The organism is Arthrobacter sp. NPDC057388, from assembly GCF_042668165.1.
Lineage (GTDB): Bacteria > Actinomycetota > Actinomycetes > Actinomycetales > Micrococcaceae > Arthrobacter.
Window position 1 is genome coordinate 1 of sequence record NZ_JBHVBL010000016.1, and the last position, 17733, is coordinate 17733.

16 protein-coding genes and 1 pseudogene are annotated in these 17733 nt (G+C 66.6%); 9 read left to right on the top strand and 8 right to left on the bottom strand.

Translation table 11 applies throughout. The features are described 5' to 3' along the window. Positions 1-491, bottom strand: a pseudogene (locus ACFUTU_RS09885) (hypothetical protein); the annotation flags it as partial. 384 nt (positions 492-875) lie between these two features. On the opposite strand from ACFUTU_RS09885, the gene ACFUTU_RS09890 reads away from it, so the two are divergent. After that, entirely contained in the window at positions 876-1736 is an 861-nt protein-coding gene (locus tag ACFUTU_RS09890) for a DUF2382 domain-containing protein (RefSeq protein WP_377963675.1), read from the top strand. Positions 1737-1838: 102 nt separating this feature from the next. Further along, complete coding sequence (locus tag ACFUTU_RS09895; protein ID WP_377963677.1) at positions 1839-2618, top strand: MarR family winged helix-turn-helix transcriptional regulator; 780 nt, start codon at positions 1839-1841, stop codon at positions 2616-2618. A 116-nt stretch (positions 2619-2734) separates the two neighbouring features. Here the strand turns inward: ACFUTU_RS09895 and ACFUTU_RS09900 are convergent, their stop codons facing one another. Then, positions 2735-2908 carry a hypothetical protein gene (locus ACFUTU_RS09900; protein ID WP_377963679.1) on the bottom strand — a complete coding sequence of 58 codons (174 nt, stop codon included), beginning with the start codon at positions 2906-2908 and terminating at the stop codon, positions 2735-2737. Positions 2909-2996: 88 nt separating this feature from the next. Next, on the bottom strand, positions 2997-3380 hold the full coding sequence (locus tag ACFUTU_RS09905; RefSeq protein ID WP_377963681.1) for a hypothetical protein: 384 nt from the start codon (positions 3378-3380) through the stop codon (positions 2997-2999). Between the two features lie 857 nt (positions 3381-4237). Here ACFUTU_RS09905 and ACFUTU_RS09910 point away from each other — a divergent pair. Together ACFUTU_RS09910 and ACFUTU_RS09915 are read left to right on the top strand one after the other, a co-directional pair. Then, positions 4238-4420, top strand: a complete 183-nt coding sequence (locus tag ACFUTU_RS09910; protein ID WP_377963683.1) for a hypothetical protein — start codon at positions 4238-4240, stop codon at positions 4418-4420. A 51-nt stretch (positions 4421-4471) separates the two neighbouring features. Next, entirely contained in the window at positions 4472-5263 is a 792-nt protein-coding gene (locus ACFUTU_RS09915; RefSeq protein ID WP_377963685.1) for a ZIP family metal transporter, read from the top strand. 210 nt (positions 5264-5473) lie between these two features. Here ACFUTU_RS09915 and ACFUTU_RS09920 read toward each other — a convergent pair whose 3' ends face one another. After that, entirely contained in the window at positions 5474-5935 is a 462-nt protein-coding gene (locus ACFUTU_RS09920; RefSeq protein WP_377963687.1) for a DUF4383 domain-containing protein, read from the bottom strand. Positions 5936-6111: 176 nt separating this feature from the next. On the opposite strand from ACFUTU_RS09920, the gene ACFUTU_RS09925 reads away from it, so the two are divergent. Next, positions 6112-7431 carry a DUF6350 family protein gene (locus ACFUTU_RS09925; protein ID WP_377963689.1) on the top strand — a complete coding sequence of 440 codons (1320 nt, stop codon included), beginning with the start codon at positions 6112-6114 and terminating at the stop codon, positions 7429-7431. A 33-nt stretch (positions 7432-7464) separates the two neighbouring features. Here ACFUTU_RS09925 and ACFUTU_RS09930 read toward each other — a convergent pair whose 3' ends face one another. Further along, positions 7465-7908, bottom strand: coding sequence for a hypothetical protein (locus ACFUTU_RS09930; RefSeq protein WP_377963691.1), 444 nt, complete (start codon positions 7906-7908; stop codon positions 7465-7467). A 39-nt stretch (positions 7909-7947) separates the two neighbouring features. Here ACFUTU_RS09930 and purN point away from each other — a divergent pair, with 39 nt between their 5' ends. Then, positions 7948-8529 carry a phosphoribosylglycinamide formyltransferase gene (purN, locus tag ACFUTU_RS09935; protein ID WP_377963693.1) on the top strand — a complete coding sequence of 194 codons (582 nt, stop codon included), beginning with the start codon at positions 7948-7950 and terminating at the stop codon, positions 8527-8529. Positions 8530-8784: 255 nt separating this feature from the next. Then, positions 8785-9654 (top strand): collagen-like protein, encoded by an 870-nt coding sequence (locus ACFUTU_RS09940; RefSeq protein ID WP_377963695.1) that lies wholly within the window; start codon positions 8785-8787, stop codon positions 9652-9654. A 71-nt stretch (positions 9655-9725) separates the two neighbouring features. Here ACFUTU_RS09940 and ACFUTU_RS09945 read toward each other — a convergent pair whose 3' ends face one another. Continuing rightward, the gene (locus tag ACFUTU_RS09945; RefSeq protein ID WP_377963697.1) at positions 9726-11078 is read right to left on the bottom strand and encodes an MFS transporter; all 1353 of its coding nucleotides are present in this window, start codon (positions 11076-11078) and stop codon (positions 9726-9728) included. Between the two features lie 180 nt (positions 11079-11258). Here ACFUTU_RS09945 and purH point away from each other — a divergent pair, with 180 nt between their 5' ends. Further along, positions 11259-12929: a bifunctional phosphoribosylaminoimidazolecarboxamide formyltransferase/IMP cyclohydrolase gene (purH, locus tag ACFUTU_RS09950; RefSeq protein WP_377963699.1), complete on the top strand. Its 1671-nt coding sequence runs from the start codon at positions 11259-11261 to the stop codon at positions 12927-12929. 154 nt (positions 12930-13083) lie between these two features. Here the strand turns inward: purH and ACFUTU_RS09955 are convergent, their stop codons facing one another. Beyond that, a complete protein-coding gene (locus ACFUTU_RS09955; protein WP_377963701.1) occupies positions 13084-14085 on the bottom strand; it encodes a trypsin-like serine peptidase in 1002 nt (333 codons plus the stop codon). A 374-nt stretch (positions 14086-14459) separates the two neighbouring features. Here ACFUTU_RS09955 and ACFUTU_RS09960 point away from each other — a divergent pair, with 374 nt between their 5' ends. Next, on the top strand, positions 14460-16679 hold the full coding sequence (locus ACFUTU_RS09960; RefSeq protein WP_377963703.1) for an NADP-dependent isocitrate dehydrogenase: 2220 nt from the start codon (positions 14460-14462) through the stop codon (positions 16677-16679). 94 nt (positions 16680-16773) lie between these two features. Here ACFUTU_RS09960 and ACFUTU_RS09965 read toward each other — a convergent pair whose 3' ends face one another. Continuing rightward, positions 16774-17691 (bottom strand): SRPBCC family protein, encoded by a 918-nt coding sequence (locus ACFUTU_RS09965; RefSeq protein WP_377963705.1) that lies wholly within the window; start codon positions 17689-17691, stop codon positions 16774-16776. Positions 17692-17733 lie beyond the last annotated feature (42 nt).

Genomic DNA, 17733 nt, shown 5'->3' on the forward strand with positions numbered 1-17733 from the left:
GATCCCGGGTCCCGGTTGTCCAGCCAGGAGGCGACGTCTGCGGAGCGGTCGGCGGCCTGGCGGATCAGGTCCGAGGCCACACCCTGCTGGTCCGGGGCGTCGGCCATGCTGCGCAGCTGCGAGGAGATGTTGCGGATGCCTTCAGCGGCCTTGGTCTGCTGGGTGCCGGCCTGGCTGGTCAGGTCCGACTTCGCCTGGTGCAGCAGATCCCGCGCGCTGTTCTTGGCTTCATAGGCGACGTTCTTCGCCTCGGTCTTGGCGGTCTCCGCCACATTCTGGGCTGCGCCTTTAGCCTCGCTGGCGACGTTTGCCGCCTCGTCCTTCGCGACGTCCTTCTTGGAGGCATCATCCTGGTAGCCGGCGGTGCCTGCGTAGTCCGCGGTTCCCGCGCCAGTGTTGCCGTAGCCGGTGGTGCCCGCGTTGTAAGCCGAGTTCTGTGTGGCCGGGGGAGTCGTAAGGCTTTCATCCTGCGGCCATTGATTCTCTGTCATCTTCGCTCTCTCTTTCCGAAAGGGTCAGCGGCTGTTCAGAACCAGCAGTGCTGGCATGCAATGGTAAGCATGTTTACTAATAAATAGTAAGTACCCTTGTCATTATTTTTCCTGCTGCCGCCCCTGGTTCCGGCAGCCGCGCCCCAGGGATGGGGTTGTGCAGCCAGACTGAGCGGCGCTCTCCCGGAAGAAAAAAGCTAAGCAGGCTTGCCAATCTGATAGTAAGCATGCTTAGGGTATATGTGCGAGGTCGGAGCGTCGGCCTCGGCAGGGACGGCGGGTTGCCCGCTGCGGGACGGCGGATGCCGCGCCGCGGGGGTGCCGCCGTCGGCCTTAGCGTCAACAGCCAAATGTGAACACGAAGTCAAACTCCAAGGAGACAGCATGCTCACCAAGGAACACATCGACGACCTGCTCAACAAGAGCGGAAACATCCTTTCCGTCGACGGAGACAAGATCGGTTCCGTCGGCCAGGTTTATGCGGATGATGACAACGGACAGCCAACCTGGGTGACGGCACGGACGGGACTTTTCGGGACGTCGGAATCCTTCATTCCGCTTGAGGGAGCACGGGTTGAAGGGGCCGACATTGTTGTTCCGTACACGAAGGACCAGGTCAAGGATGCCCCCCGCGTGGACACCGACGGCCACCTTGATCCGGCAGAAGAAGACCGGCTCTATGACCACTATCAGCTGCACGGCAACGTGACCTACTCCGAGGCTGCCAACGGGCATGGCGCCGACTTTGGCCGGACGGCAGACCAGTCCACCGCAACCGAGCGGGACGCGGGATTTGCTGCGGCAGGAAGCGGCGGAACCTACAGCGCGGCAGATGACAGGGCCGGTGACGCCACCGCAAGGCTGGGCGACGACGACGCCATGACCCGCTCCGAGGAACGCATAAATGTTGGCACGGAAAGGCAGGCTGCCGGCCGGGCGCGCCTGCGCAAGTACGTGGTCACCGAGAATGTGACCCAGACAGTTCCCGTGCAGCGCGAGGAAGTGCGGGTGGAGCGCGAACCGATTACCGAAGGAAACCGGGACGAGGCGCTCAGGGGCCCGGACATCAGCGAGGCAGAGCACGAAGTGGTCCTCCACGAGGAACGCCCCGTGGTGGACAAGGAAGCCGTGCCGGTTGAGCGCGTCAGGCTGGACACCGAAACGGTCACTGACGAGGTGACCGTGGACGAACAGGTCCGCAAGGAGCGCATTGAGACCGACGGCGTTGAGGACACCCGCCGTTAGTATGCCTGACACCGGGGCCGGGTTACCGGCCCCGGTGTCGCCGGCATTTGGGGCTGGCCATGGTGCCAGCACGGGCTCAAAGGGGAAAGAAGGTCTAAACCGATGGTCCCGAATCCTGACGCAGACCAGTGGGGCCCTCACCAGCTGCTGTCCATGGCCGCCAGGCTTGTCCAGCGAAGGCAGGACCAGGCCCTGGCCGAACTCGGCCTCACCCACGCGGCAGTCATCGCGCTGCAGGGCCTACTCGACGGGCCGCTGAACCAGGAGCAGCTGGCCGCTGACATCAAGGTCCGCAGCCAGTCGATCGGCCGTGTGCTGTCCCGGCTGGAGGGGGCAGGGCTTGTGTCGCGCGCGTCCAGTTCACAGGACCGGCGGCACAACGAGGTGTCCATAACGGAGGCAGGCCGCCAGGCACTGGAGGCTGCCCGGAAAGCCGAACGGGAGGCACTTCCGCCTGATGTCGTCGGGGGAACTGTCCTGGGCAGGGAACTCGCCCGGGTGATCAGCTATTTTCCCGTTCGGGCCAAACCCGGCCCGGACAAGCCCCGGAATGCACCGGCCGACGGTGCGCCGGACGAAGGTGCGGCGGACGACGGTGCGCCGGTCGAAGGTGCGTCGGTCGAAGGTGCGCCGGACGAAGCGCAGACCGCGGACGCAGCGGGCGGCGCTGCGAAAGTAAGTTCTGCCGCAGCCGGTGTGTCCGCGGAAGCAGCGCCGGCGGAAGGCGCTCCGCCGTCGCCGGCAGCGGATGCTCCTGCGGAACCTGACCTGCGGGCAGTCACCGCCGCAGACGGGGTAACCGCGCAGCACGCAACGCCGGCGGCCCCGGACAGCAGGCGAACACAGAAGCCGCACGGGAAGAGCGATCCCGCCCCTGCGTAGGCGGATTGGTTATTGAAAAAGGAAAGTGTCGCCGCGCCGCCACGCGGCGACACTTTCTTGTTTCGTCCGATCCGGTTTCAGCGCCGAACAGGGCCCTGGCCCGGCGTGGACATTTCCTAGCGCTGCTGCTGCATCGGATCCGGCCAGTTGCCGATAACACCGGACATGGGATCCGGCCAGTTGCCGATCCGGCCGCGCATCGGGTCGGGCCAGTTGCCGATCCGGCTACCGGCTCCGGACTGCGGACGGGACGGGCGGGGGGCGGCTGACAGCGGGGCGTGCGTGGACATGACATGGTCTCCTGACTGAACTTGGTGGTCTGCGCAGGGTTGCGCAGGGGGGTCGTTCCTGCCCGGTAAGTGGGCAGGGCTGACCTGTTCAGTCGGGCGAACACCCCGGATCAAAAGCTGGACTGGCGGGAAGGTGCCGAACAGCATCAAACACGCGGGCTCCGGCAAACAGTTGCGTGCGGTCCCATTCGCCTGCGGCTTCGGCCGCCTGGGCGCCGGAAGCTTCGGAGCCTGAGGACGAGTTCCCCGACGTTCCCTCACTTACGGCAAAGGCGTCGAGGTGGCCTTCTCCGTGCTGCGCGTGGAGGTGGAGTTTATGGGTGGCAGCTTTTGCGGCCGCCAGTTCCGGCCGCTCGGGCGTTGTCATGTGGAGCTCGGCCAGCGAAAGGCCGGTCCCGGCAAGGGGCAGATCTGTGTCTGTTGCCTGCACGGCCGGGAAGATGGGCGCGGCTGGTGCGGCTGGTGCAGCCACGTCTGCTGCCTTTGCAGCGCTTGTCGCGGGCCTTCCCCCCGGACGGAAACCGGCATGTGGCGCCTCGGCAAGACCCGCGTGGGCGGCGCCGGGACCCGGTCCCGCTGGTGTGGTACCCGGCAGGGGAGCTGCAGGCACTTCCGGCACTGGCATAGAGGGAACTGGCGCCGGCGGTACGGGCACGGCAGGAACAGGCACCGCAGGAACCGGCACGGCAGGAACAGGCACCGCAGGGATAGCCGGCACCGGAGGGGCCACGGGCAACCGGGGGACGGACGCAACGATGTCTTCGGCGGCTGTTATGAGGCTGTTTGCCGTGTCGAGTACGGGTGCAGCAGCTGTGGTGACGGTGGTGGTCACGGTGGAAACCGCCGTCGAGGAGGCGGTGGCCACAGTGCCGGCGGTGCCTGCCACAGTCCCGACGGCGGACGACAGAGGCTCGCTCACTAATGGCCCGGTAACTGCCGCGAGGCTCGGCTGCGCCCGGAGCGCTGGAACTGCCGGCAGCAGCTTGGTGGACCGCGCCACCCCGGACACAGCGGAGGTCAATGGAGCAGACAAAACGGATTTGGTCACCGCGGGTGCTGCGTCCGGGCCGGCCGTGCCGCTGTCCGCGGACGCGGTACTGGCAGACGCCAAGCCCCACACAATCCAGGCAAGAGCCAGGAGAACGGGCAACAGGAGTGCACGCAGAAGGGCCGCCTTGAGCAGGCGCAATCTGTTGCCCATTCGAATCACCCCCCAGCGCAATGGGAGACCAGAATATGCCCGGGATCCTTTCGCGTCCAGAGGGAAAATTTTCACCCGTGAGCGGCGTGTTCAAACGCAATAAAATTAACCCAGAAGGTGCTCAGAGGATGTCTGGATCCATTGTCGTCGTCCTTGTGCTGCTGGCTGCAATCGCCGTCGTCGCCATTGCGGCAACGGTGCGTGCCGTGCTGCACGACGGCCGTGGGGAAGTTCGGAGCGACCCCTCCGAGGAACCATGGGCTGCCGGCAACCTGCCCAGTGAGCCGTACGTCCTGATCCGCCTTAAATAGCTGACCGGCGGCGCCGTTCCCGGTCACGGCTCCCGATCCTATACTGACCGTGTGGGAACCTCCCTCCTGTTCGGCGCGGTGGCTTCTAGCGCACTTGTTCTGGGCGCCCTCATCGGCGTCCGCTTCGAACTGCCAAAACGCCTGCTGGCGATCCTGCTGTCGTTCGCAGCGGGTGCGCTAATCACGGCCCTGACGTTTGAGCTGTTTGAGGACGCGTATCAGCGCGGCGGCATTGTGCGTGCTGCGCTCGGCCTCCTGGTCGGTGCGGCGGTCTTCACGGCTTTGAGTGCCCTGCTGGACCGATGGGCGCAGCCAGGATCCAAACCGGTGCCGGCCGGCGAGTTCCGCGGCAGCGCGAAGCTGGACACGGACGCGGCTGCCGAAGAGCGGGCCCCCACGCCCGCCTCCACCCGGGGCGCCGCGGGAATGGCGCTGCTGGCAGCCGTGACGTTGGATGGGGTGCCCGAGAACATTGCCCTTGGTGTTTCGCTGGGGGAGGGCACAGGGGGTCTGGCGCTCCTGGCCGCGATCTTCGTATCCAACCTGCCGGAGGCGCTGGTGGGTGCCGCGTCCATGCGCAGCCAGGGCCACACGGGCGGGGCAATTATGACGCTATGGACTGTCTGCGCGGTGCTGCTCGTGGCCGCCGTCGTCCTGGGCGCCGGCCCGCTGTCCGGCACGGATCCCGAGACCATCTCTCTGCCGCTGGCCTTTGCCGCCGGGGCCGTCATCGCCTCCCTTGCCGACACCCTGATGCCGGAAGCCTTCGAGCACGGCGGTCCGGCGGTGGCGCTCAGCACGGCCGCCGGGTTTGTGCTCTCCTTCGTGCTCTCCCTGGCGTGACCCTGCCTAACGCCTGACCCTCCCTGGCGCGACCCTGCCTGGCCTGACCACTGCGTGCCGGGCACTTTCCCGGACAAACGCTTCTCCAGGCAAAAAGTTGGTGCAGCCGCCCACGCCTTGCGTGGCCGCCTGCACCAACCGGTAGTACGAATACTCAGATTAGATATCTATTCATTCGCGGCTCCTAGTTCCCGGCGTTCGCGTTCCGGGCTATCTCCTGTCCTCGACCGAATGCCGTGAGAACATCCAGCCACAGGCAATCATCAGCACGCCCAGCACCATGTGCGTCCAGTTGTCCAGCATGTTCAGCGACAGGAAGTTGGCCGCCGAATCCACTCCGACACTGAGCCCGTAGATGCTAAGGACGATGTACAGCGCACCGGCGCCCAGCAGGAACCTCCGCGCGCCCATCTCGCCGCGGGACATGGCCCAGCCCGTTGCACCGATGACCAGCTGCACGATGTTGAGCAGCATGGACACCTGGAAAAGGCCCAGGAACATGGCGTGCGAATCAGGCCCAAGGAACATCAGTTCGCCATACCGTGCGGTGATTCCCGGGATGAACCCCAGGACACCGACCACCATCAAGACAATACCTACACCCATGCCGGCGTTCTGGACGTCCGTCCTGCCAAAGTGAACGCCGTGTGCATGTGGGGATGCGGTAGTCATTTTCTGCCTCCAACCACTGAATGCGGACAAGCTAATTTTACGTCGGGCCTTCCGAAAAAGCGCTTGCCGCCGGGCCAGCCCAATAGCGGTGCAGGCCCAAGACCGTCCGACTTTCCCGCGCTGTTGAGCCTGTCGAAGCCGGGTCGGCGCGGCCCCGCGTGGCACGATGGGAGGCGATGAAACTGCGTGCTGACCAGACCGGAGACCGTGGCCTACCCATGCCCCTGTGGCTGCAGGGCGGGCTTGAGTCCGCGCAGGCGGCCGTCATCTCGGCGCTGGCGGTCCTCGTGCCCATCGTTGCGGTCTGGGCGACCTCCGGGTTCGGAAATGCGGGCCTCGACGTCCTGGCCCGGCTGGCCGGCCAGGCCTGGCTGGTCATCCATGGGGTGCCGCTCTACCTCACCACAGTGGGGGAGGGCGCTGCCGCGACGCCCGAGGCCGGCACGCTGTGGCTGCTTCCGCTGGGCCTGACCCTTATCCCGTTCCTGCTGGCCTGGCGGGCGGGCCGGCGCCTGGCCCGGGCCTCGTACACCGACCAGCTGTGGCAGGCGCTGCTTGGCTCATGGCTGGTCTACGCGGGTTTCGGCATCGCCACCGGGTTCATCTGCCGGACCGAGGACGTTGGGGTCTTCCTGTGGTGGGCCGGGCTCCTGCCGCTGGTTCCGTTCGGGCTCGGGATGGTGATCGGCGCCCGGCGTGAGGCCGGTTCGTGGAGCCGGCTGATCGGCGTCGACGCGGTGGACTGGATTGCCCGCACCAGCCAGCACTCGCGGTGGGCGGGGTCGTATCTGGCCTCAGCAGCCAAGGCCGGATTCGTGGCGGTCGTGGCGGCGCTCGCCATCTCCTCGGCGTTGCTGGCCATTGACCTTTTCATTCACTGGAACCTCGTGGTCGCGGTTTACGAAGCGCTCGACGCCGGACCCGTCGGAGGCGCGGCCCTCACCATTGCGCAGCTCGGCTTCCTCCCCAACCTCGCCGTTTTCGCGCTCGCCTGGCTCACGGGCTCGGGATTTTCCCTCGGGGCCGGGTCACACGTCGCTCCGCTGGGGACCGCCGTGGGACCGCTTCCGACCATCCCGGTTTTTGCGGCGATTCCTGCCGGTCCGCTGGACTTCGGATTCGTGGCGCTGGTGGTTCCCGTGTTGGCCGGGGTCCTGGCCGGCTGGTGGTTTCTGCGCGAGGGCGAAAACCATTTCGATGAATGGCTGTCCATCAAGCTCCACGTCCGCTGGCTGACCGCGGCAGCGTCCACGCTGTTCCTGGCACTTATCATCGGGGTCTCTGCCGGCGTGCTGGCAGGCGCCCTCGCCTGGCTGGCGCACGGCTCGGCCGGAATCGGCCGGCTTACGGACATCGGCCCGGACCCTTTGTGGACGGCGGTCTGGCTGACAGCGGAAGTGGGCATCGGCGTCGTCATTGGGTACGCAGCGGGACCGTGGCTGGAGCGCCGGCAGCTGCGGGACGCCGAGCTCGGGACTGCCCCGGGCGGCAATTAGGTTCCCGGGGAGCAGCCTCGGAGGCAGGCGGCCCTAACGAACGGACTGCTGAAGCGGTCCCGGCAGCGAGTTCTCCAGCTGGACCCGGCACTCCGTGCTTGCCTTGCTGGTCAGCGCCTGGCGGGAGCATTGCTGGAAGTCGCGCACCTGGTTGAAGAACAACGCCGAGGTCAGCACGAGAAGAACCATGACGGCGGAGACCACCAGGCCGGAAATCGTGCCGAACAGCACCAGTTTGGATTCCTTAAAGCGGATGGCCCGGATGAGCACGATGATCCCCAGCGCTATCCCCGCCGCAGTCAGAATGGCCGTGAGCCAGAGGTACGCGATGTCCAGCTGGAACACGAAGAAGGCGCCCAGCACCGCCACAATGAACATGCGGAACAGGTTGTGCGTCTTCTGGAGCGAGGCTTTGGCCTCCTCGCTGAGCGGACGCGCGGTCCGCTGCGGCCCCCGGGGGCCCGGTGTGGGGTTCATGTTTTCCAGCCTACGCGAGCAGCCGCCTAAGCTTGAGCAATGCGCATAGTAGTCCTCGTCTCCGGAACCGGTTCCAACCTCCAGGCCGTCATCGACGCCGTTCAAGCCGGGGACCTGGATGTTGAGATCGCTGCCGTGGGCGCGGACCGGCCGGCTACCTATGGTGTGGAGCGCTCTGCTGCGGCCGGGATTGACACGTTCGTCGTGGACTTCAAGGCCTACTCCGACCGCGCGGAGTGGAACGCGGCCCTGACCGAGGCCGTTGCGGCGTACCAGCCTGACGTGGTGGTGTCCTCGGGCTTCATGCGGATCGTAAGCCCGGAGTTCATCGACGCCTTCGATGGAAAATACCTCAACACGCACCCGGCCCTGCTGCCGTCCTTCCCCGGTGCCCATGGGGTCCGGGACGCCATGGCGTACGGAGTGAAAGTCACGGGTTGCACTGTGCACTGGGCCGACGCCGGTGTGGACACCGGCCCGATCATCGCGCAGGAGGCCGTGGCCATCGAGGACGGCGACACCGAAGAAACCCTGCACGAACGGATCAAGGTGGTGGAGCGGCGGCTGCTGGTCTCCACCCTGGCATCCCTGGCCGCCGAGTACGCCCGGGCCCCCAAGTAACAGCCGGCCCCCAGTTGGCTCCCTAGGGGGGACTGAGCTACTACCTGCTTGGCCTGTGCCCGCTGTGGCCGCCGCCTTGTGTCGATACTTGAGTCGGCCACGCCTCCGCACTAGCGAGTAATTGGCTCCGGCCGTCCGGGTAGCGTCTGCGAAAAAATGGGTACCGCAGCGCCTGAATTACGCTGGTTGCTCGCCGGGAACAGCACCTACGCTGACTGCGTCTCATCCAGCACGCGGCTTGCCAGGAGGTTTCACATGTCGCACTTCAGCATTACTAAATCCAGCCCAAAGGTTCTCGGTCTCACAGCAGCATTGGTTCTCGGCACCGGTGCCGTCACGGCTGTCTACGCCTCGGCGACGACGCCGGCTGCAGGCGAGATCAGCGGCTGCTATAACAACAACAACGGCGGCCAGCTCCGGATTCTGTCCGGTGGCGCCACCTGCGACGGCAAAAAGGAGACGGCCATCTCTTGGAACAGCCAGGGGATCCAGGGGCTGCAAGGCATCCAAGGAGTCAAGGGCGACACCGGGGCCACGGGGCAGCAGGGGATCCAAGGTGAAACCGGTGCGATCGGAGCAACCGGCGCCCAGGGTGAGAAGGGTGACACCGGGGACACTGGCGCGACCGGCGCTCAGGGGGAGAAGGGCGACACCGGGGACACTGGCGCGACCGGCGCCCAGGGTGAGAAGGGTGACACCGGGGACACTGGCGCGACCGGCGCCCAGGGGGAGAAGGGCGACACCGGGGCCACGGGTGCCCAGGGTGAGAAGGGTGACCCCGGAGCCACCGGCGCCCCGGGGGAAAAGGGCGAGAAGGGCGAGACCGGGGCCATGGGTGCCACCGGCGCGACCGGAGCCCAGGGCGAGAAGGGCGAGACGGGTGCCACCGGAGCCGCGGCCTCAACAAGCGCGAGCGTGAGGTCTTCGACCGGTTCGGCATTCACCGTGACGGCCCTCTGCGACGCAGGCCAAGTGGCTATGGGGGGCGGGTTCAGCGGCCTTATTACGACTTCCAGCAACCAGGTGACGGCCAGCCAGCCTGTCACGGTGGGAGACCAGAGGGGCTGGTCTGTGACCCAGACCCGCGCTGTATCGCTCACCGTCCACGTGACCTGCATCCAGTAGCAGCCGCCTCTGCAGAGCGGCGGGGGTGTTCCGGCCTGTGGGAATGCCCCCGCCGCTGCCGGGGAGAAGCGCTACTCGAGGCGGCGCTGGCGTGTTTCGGGTGAGAAGAACGCCATCCAGAGCACGGACAGGACCACCAGCCCGCCGGCGAGGGCAAAGGACGTCGCCAGCCCCAGCTGCGGCCAGAAGTAGTTCGCGAAAATGAGCGGGCCGAGCCCGGCACCCAGCCGCGAGAAGGTGGACGCCCAGCCAAACCCGCTGCCGCGCAGTTCCGTGGGGTAGAGCTCGGACACGTACGCGTAGAGCACCGGGATGGCCACCTGCACCACGAACCCGAACACCAGGAGCCAGAACACCGCCGCCGTGGGCACGTCCACCACGAACGCCACCACCACAAGGATCAGCGCAGACAGCGGCCCGGTGATGGCCAACAGCCACTTGCGGCCCAGGCGCTCCACGAGCAGCGCTGCCGCGATGACACCCAAAAGCCCGACGGCGGCCATCCCCGCCGTCGTCAGGAACGCCTTGTATTCGGCGAACCCGGCACCGATCAGGATCCGCGGCATCCAGGTCAGGGACAGGTAGTAGACCAGCAGGATGCTCATGAACAGGGCCCAGGCAGCGGCCGTGATTTTCCAGTTGAACTGCCAGACGCCGCGCAGCTGCTGCCACGCGCTGCCGGGGGACAGCCGCGGCACGGCCTGCGGCTCCGGCAGGCTGTAGGCACGGGGCTCGGCACCGGTGGCCTCGATGAGGCCGTCGATCACCCGGGCGGCTTCGTCGCGGCGGCCCTTGCGGATCAGGAACAGCGGCGACTCCGGCACGCTGCGCCGGACCCAGAACACCAGCAGGGCCGGGAGCACCATGACGAGCATGGTCAGCCGCCAGTCCGCGAAGGCGGCCACCAGCCAGGCGGACACGAAGCCGCAGAGAGCAGCACCTACGGGCCACCAGCCGTCCATGGCGGTGAGGACCCGGCCCCGTTGCCTGCGCGGTGTGAATTCACCGACCAGTGCGTAGTCCACGGGTATGCAGCCGCCCAGTCCGAAGCCGGCCATGAAGCGGAACACGCAGAACCAGATGAAGTCGGGGGAGAAGGCGCCGAGGACCGTGAAGAGCGAGTAGATCAGCAGCGTGGCCGTGAAGGCCTTCCGGCGCCCGATGGTGTCGGCGATGGTGCCCCAGATGAAGGCACCCAGGGCCATGCCGATCAGGTTGGCCGTGCCGATCCAGCCGGCCTCGCCCGGAGTGAGGCTCCAGTGGGTGGACAGCAGCGGAATGAGGATGCCGTTAAGGGTGACGTCCCAGGCATCGAACATGAATCCCAGGCCGCCGATCACGAAGATCCGGCCCTGCACCTTCCAGCGCCACGGCAGTTCCTGGACAACCTGCTCGCCACTGGGCACAGCGGTGTAAATGTTCATCTCGGCCTCCTGCTTAAACCTTACGTTGCAGAACGCCCCGGAGCGCCGCGCCGCCCGGCTTCCGGAGGGGCCGGCCTTCACACTGTGCCCGCCAGCCAGCCGAGGCCCGCCGACACGATAAACTGGCCGTATCCCCACCAACCGCGGCACATCAACCGCGTTATAAAGACGGAGACTTTTGTGAGCTTGACGCAGCTTGACCGTGTTCCCATCCGCCGGGCCCTGATCTCGGTATACGACAAGACCGGTCTGGAGGAGCTCGCCAAGGGCCTGCACGCAGCAGGCGTCAAGATTGTTTCCACCGGTTCCACCGCCAAGAAGATCGCCGCGGCCGGCATCCCGGTCCAGGAAGTCGAAGAAGTCACCGGTTCCCCGGAAATGCTCGACGGCCGGGTCAAGACGCTGCACCCGCGCGTCCACGGCGGCATTCTCGCCGACCGCCGCGTCCCCGCCCACATGGAGACGCTCGCCAAGATGGAGATCGAAGCCTTCGACCTCGTGGTGGTGAACCTCTACCCGTTCGTGGAGACGGTGAAGTCCGGCGCCGCGCAGGACGACGTCGTGGAGCAGATCGACATCGGAGGCCCCGCCATGGTGCGGTCCGCTGCGAAGAACCACGCCGCCGTCAGCATTGTGGTGGACCCGGCGTTCTACGGTGACGTGGTCCGCGCTGCCGCCGAGGGCGGCTTCGACCTCAAGACCCGCCGGCGGCTCGCGGCGAAGGCGTTTGCACACACCGCCAGCTACGACACCGCCGTCGCCACCTGGACCGCCAGCCAGTTCCTCGACGAGGACGGCGACGGCGTCATCGACTGGCCCGCCTACGCCGGCCTGGCCCTGGAACGCTCGGAGGTCCTTCGCTACGGCGAGAACCCGCACCAGCAGGCCGCGCTGTACGTCGACAAGGCGGCCCCGGTAGGCATCGCCCAGGCCGACCAGATCCACGGCAAGGCCATGAGCTACAACAACTTCGTGGACGCCGACGCCGCACTGCGCGCCGCCTATGACTTCGCCGAGCCGGCCGTGGCCATCATTAAGCACGCCAACCCCTGCGGCGTGGCCGTGGCATCCGCCGATGCCGCCGACCCGATCGCCGACGCCCACGCCAAGGCCCACGCCTGCGACCCCGTCTCCGCCTTCGGCGGCGTCATTGCAGCCAACCGCACGGTAACGGCCGGCATGGCCAACACCGTCAAGGACATCTTCACCGAGGTGGTCATCGCCCCCGGCTTCGAGCCCGAGGCCGTGGAAATCCTCTCCAAGAAGAAGAACATCCGTCTGCTGGCCCTCCCGGAGGGCTACGGCCGCTATCCGACCGAAATCCGCCAGGTCTCCGGCGGCGTGCTGGTACAGGTCGCGGACAAGGTGAATGCCGACGGCGACAACCCCGCCAACTGGACGCTCGCCGCCGGCGAAGCAGCCGACGACGCCACCCTGGCCGACCTGGCCTTCGCCTGGACGGCCTGCCGCGCGGCCAAGTCCAACGCCATTCTGCTTGCCTCCAATGGTGCCGCAGTGGGCATTGGCATGGGCCAGGTCAACCGCCTCGATTCCTGCAAGCTCGCCGTCGAGCGGGCCAACACCCTTGGCGTGCAGGTTGAGTCCGATGTGGACGGTGCCGGTGGTGCCTCCAACGCCAACGCAAGCAGCGCTCCTGCCCGCGCCCGTGGCGCGGTGGCCGCCTCCGACGCGTTCTTCCCGTTCGCGGACGGCCTGCAGATCCTGATCGACGCCGGCGTGCGGGCTGTGGTGCAGCCCGGCGGTTCCGTCCGGGACGAGGAAGTCGTCGCCGCAGCCAACGCTGCCGGCATCACCATGTACTTCACCGGCGCCCGCCACTTCTTCCACTAATCCTCCCCGCCGCCTCCCTAGCCTCGCTGCGCTCGGCCAGGGCACCCTGGCGGCGTGGGCCCAATACAAAGCTCGACGGCGGCTGCCCCCTTAAGGGGACGGCCGCCGTCGGGCTTTTAAAACTGGCTCTGGCTTACCGCGGCACCGTCAGGTGTCACTTCTTCTGTGCACTGTTGTAGACCTTCATGATGGTCGAGCCCCAGAACGGCCCGAACATGGTGGTGGAACGCGTCCCGTACCCGTAGCTGTTGACGGAGTTCTGGAAGCCGCCCGCCCCGCTGGCATCCGTTCCGCCGCCCTGGGCGAACCATGGTCCGCCCGAGGATCCGCCCGTCATGTCGCAGGCAATGCCCTGCGATTTGAACTGCGGGTTGATGGTGTCGTCATGGGCCGTCCCCGTGCAGCTGACCAGCTTCTGGCCCGTGAACGGTGGCGCGGCGGGGTAGCCGTAGGACTTGTACGTCAGGCCACGGGGCTGGCCGAACTCGACGCCGGATGCCCCGACCACGTCGGCCAGGGCCCGTCCCCGGACCCGGGACACGACCGCGAAGCCGGTGTCGTACCGGATGTCGCCGTTGGAGGTCCAGTTGCGGGCGGCGTGCAGCGACCGGGCAGGCCACTGTCCATAGGGGGCGCGCCCGTCGACGTAGCCCGGCACGAAGATCCAGTTGGTGGCGAAGGCTCCCGGTCCCTCGTTAACGCAGTGGCCCGCTGTGGCCACCAGGCTCCTGTTCGTGGCGGCAACCGAATTGCCGGAGCAGACAAAATTCACCCCGCCAAGCGTGAAGAAGACCTTGCCGATGTGTTTCACCGGGACCTCCGCAGCGTGCAGTGCTGCGGTGACAGGGCTTTGCGCAGCCGTGCCGGCGATTCTCGTGGCCGTACCGGTCTCCACGGCAACGCTGGCCGACGGGTCCGTGCGCTCCTGCCGGGCCACCGCCTTGGCTGCCAGCACTTCGCCGGGAACGGCGGCGCGCATCCGTTCGGGCGTCCAGTAGCCCTGCGGGCTGGACGCCGGGGTGCTTGTGACTTGCAGTTGGGTTGTGTCCTGCGACGTGGCAGACGATGCTGTGGCGCCCCCGATGGCGCTCACTGCCACCAGCAGACCTGTGGAAAGGCTCACAAGGCTGCCGGCCAAGGTCTTTTTGCTCGTCATTGCGGTCCTACCTATCAGGTGGGGCGGGCCCGGGAGGCACGCCGGGTGACTGATTGACCTACCCGGGGGATGACAAGCCCGGCCAATGACGGTTCAAGTTTCTGTTTGCCAGGTAGGGGTATGCTGATCTGCCCCTGCCGCAAAGGGGTTCCAACTGAGTTCAGCCGCCGAAGCGGTATTCGTTTATGAGAAAAAGATTAGGACTCCTTTGCCCCGGGGACAATGGACAATGTGGCGGACGTCACGGGAGCGGGGTCATGCACGGGCATCCGGCCGTCCGGGTAGGGTTCAACCGGTTCACCTCGGGTAAGTTAAAGGTTGGTGAAATAGCCGGAATACCAGATACAAGCCGACCTTCAGGGAGACGCCCGAGCATGGCCAAAATTATCTATACCCACACCGACGAAGCGCCGATGCTGGCCACATATTCGTTCCTGCCGATCATCGAGGCGTTCGCGTCCACGGCAGGTGTGCAGGTGGAGACCCGCGACATTTCGCTGGCCGGCCGCATCATCGCCGTCTTCGGCGACTACCTCACTGAAGAGCAGCGGATCGGTGACGCCCTGGCTGAACTCGGTGAACTGGCAAAGAAGCCGGAAGCCAACATCATCAAGCTGCCCAACATCAGCGCATCCGTGCCGCAGCTGAAGGCCGCCATTGCCGAGCTTCAGTCCCAGGGCTACAACCTCCCGGACTACCCGGACAACCCCACGTCCGACGAAGAGACCGCCATCCGGTCCCGCTACGACAAGATCAAGGGCTCCGCCGTGAACCCGGTCCTGCGTGAAGGTAACTCGGACCGCCGTGCACCGCTGTCGGTCAAGAACTACGCCCGGCAGAACCCGCACTCCATGGGTGCCTGGACCCCCGAGTCCAAGACCAACGTGGCACACATGGACGCCAACGACTTCCGCTCCAACGAGCAGTCCGTGGTGGTCCCGGCCGACGGCACCATCGAAATCCAGCTGGTCCGCGAAGACGGCACCGTCAAGGTCCTGAAGAAGGCCTTCCCCGTGCTCGCCGGCGAAGTCATCGATGGCACCGTGATGCGTGCAGCCGCCCTGGACGAATTCCTGGCCGCACAGGTTGCCCGCGCCAAGGAAGAAGGCGTGCTGTTCTCCGCACACCTGAAGGCCACCATGATGAAGGTCTCCGACCCCATCATCTTCGGGCACGTGGTCAAGGCCTACTTCTCCGAGCTGTTCGACACCTACGGCAAGCAGCTCGCCGCCGCCGGCCTCAGCCCCAACAACGGCCTTGCCTCCATCCTCAACGGACTGGACGAGCTGCCCGAGGATGTCCGCGAGGGCGTCCAGGCCGCCATCAAGAAGGGCCTTGAGGACGGCCCGGCGATCGCCATGGTCGACTCCGACAAGGGCATCACCAACCTGCACGTCCCCAGCGACGTCATCGTGGACGCCTCCATGCCGGCCATGATCCGCACCTCCGGCCACATGTGGGGCCCGGACGGCAAGGAAGCCGACACCCTGGCCGTCCTCCCGGACAGCTCCTACGCCGGCATCTACCAGGTTGTCATCGACGACTGCCGTGCCAACGGCGCCTTCGATCCCACCACCATGGGCACGGTCCCGAACGTCGGCCTCATGGCCCAGGCCGCCGAGGAGTACGGCAGCCACGACAAGACCTTCGAGGCGCAGGTCCCCGGCAAGATCCAGGTGGTCGACGGCTCGGGCAACGTCCTAATCGAACACGAGGTTGCTCCCGGTGACATCTGGCGCGCCTGCCAGACGAAGGACCTGCCCATCCGTGACTGGGTCAAGCTGGCCGTCAACCGCGCCCGTGCCTCGCAGACCCCTGCAGTGTTCTGGCTCGACGAGACCCGTGCCCATGATGCCAAGCTCATCGAGAAGGTCCGCGAGTACCTGCAGGAGCACGACACCGAGGGCCTGCAGATCGAAATCCTCTCCCCGGTCAAGGCCACCGCCTTCACCCTGGAGCGCATCCGCAAGGGTGAGGACACCATCTCCGTCACCGGCAACGTGCTCCGCGACTACCTGACGGACCTGTTCCCGATCCTGGAACTCGGCACCAGCGCCAAGATGCTCTCCATCGTTCCGCTGATCAACGGCGGCGGCCTCTTCGAAACGGGCGCCGGCGGCTCCGCCCCGAAGCACGTCCAGCAGCTGCTCAAGGAAAACCACCTGCGCTGGGACAGCCTGGGCGAATTCCTGGCACTGGCCGTCAGCTTCGAGCACCTGGCCAACACCACGGACAACGCGCGTGCCCAGGTCCTGGCCGACACCCTGGACCGCGCCACCGGCACGTTCCTGCTGGAGAACAAGTCCCCGAGCCGCAAGGCCGGCGAGATCGACAACCGCGGCAGCCACTACTACCTGGCCCAGTACTGGGCACAGGAGCTGGCCAAGCAGACCGAGGACACCGACCTCGCGGCTTCCTTCGCGCCGGTGGCCGAGGCACTGACGTCCAACGAGGACGCCATCGTCTCCGAACTGCTGGGCGCCCAGGGCCAGCCGGCCGACATCGGCGGCTACTACCGCCCGGATGCCGAGAAGGCAGCAGCCGTCATGCGGCCGTCCGCCACGCTCAACAAGATCGTCGCCAGCCTGAGCTAATGCTCCGGCCCCGCGGCTGAGCCACTCACGGAAGCGCCCCGCCACCCGATTTGGGTGGCGGGGCGTTCTGTGTTTGTCCGGCTGCTGCCTGGTCTTACCGGTCGGGAATGTCGTCCCGGCGGGTGTCTGTGTGCCGGGTTTCGTTGCGCGGCTCACCGGCGTTCTCGTCGTCGCCGTAAGGGGCATCGACGGCCATGTCCGGGTCCGCGTCCACGGGCCGTTCCGTCGCCGAGGCGTCATAGGCGTCACCGGATTCGTAGCTGCGTCCCGGCACCGCGTCCATGCCTGCGCCCTCGGAGTACCCGGTGCTTGCGCCCGGGTCGCCGTTGCCGCCGGCCGCCGTGGCTCCCCAGGTGCCTGTCTCCCTGCTCGCTCCCGTTCCGATGCCGGCGCCCGTTGCGCCGGCTCCCGCAGCCCCCACGCCACCGGCCCCCACGCCACCGGCTCCCACGCCACCGGCACCGGCATCCACGCCGCCGGCACCCACGCCACCGACGCCGCCGGTTCCGGTTCCGGCGCCGGGAGCGGCCGCCGTCGAACGAGTGTCACCTTCCACCTCGCCGCCGCTGACGCTTTCTCGCCAGGCGCCGGTTTCGGTGTCACGTTCCTCGATGAACTTCTTGAACTTCCTCAGGTCCGAGGCGACTTGCCGGGAATCGAGACCGGTGGCTGCGCCGAGCTTCTCCACCGCCGATTCAGGCTCCCAGGTCAGTTCGACATTCACCTTGGTTTCGTCGTCGCCCAGGGACTCGAACCACACGGTGCCGGCGTTGCGGGGCTCATTCAGGCTCTCCCAGGTAACGCGCTGGTCCGGCTCCTGCACAGTGATCTGGGCGTCGTACTCGCGTTTCACACCCGCAATGCTGGTTTCGAAATGAACAGTGGTGTCATCGAGCTGGCGGACTGCATCGACGCCGCTCATGAAATTGGGGAAATCCTCAAACTGTGTCCATTGGTTGTAGGCCTGGCGTACGGGGACATCGACAGTGATCGATTCCTGGACAGTTGCCATGCTTGGTTCACTCCTTCAGCGTACGGGCGGTCGGCCCGTGGT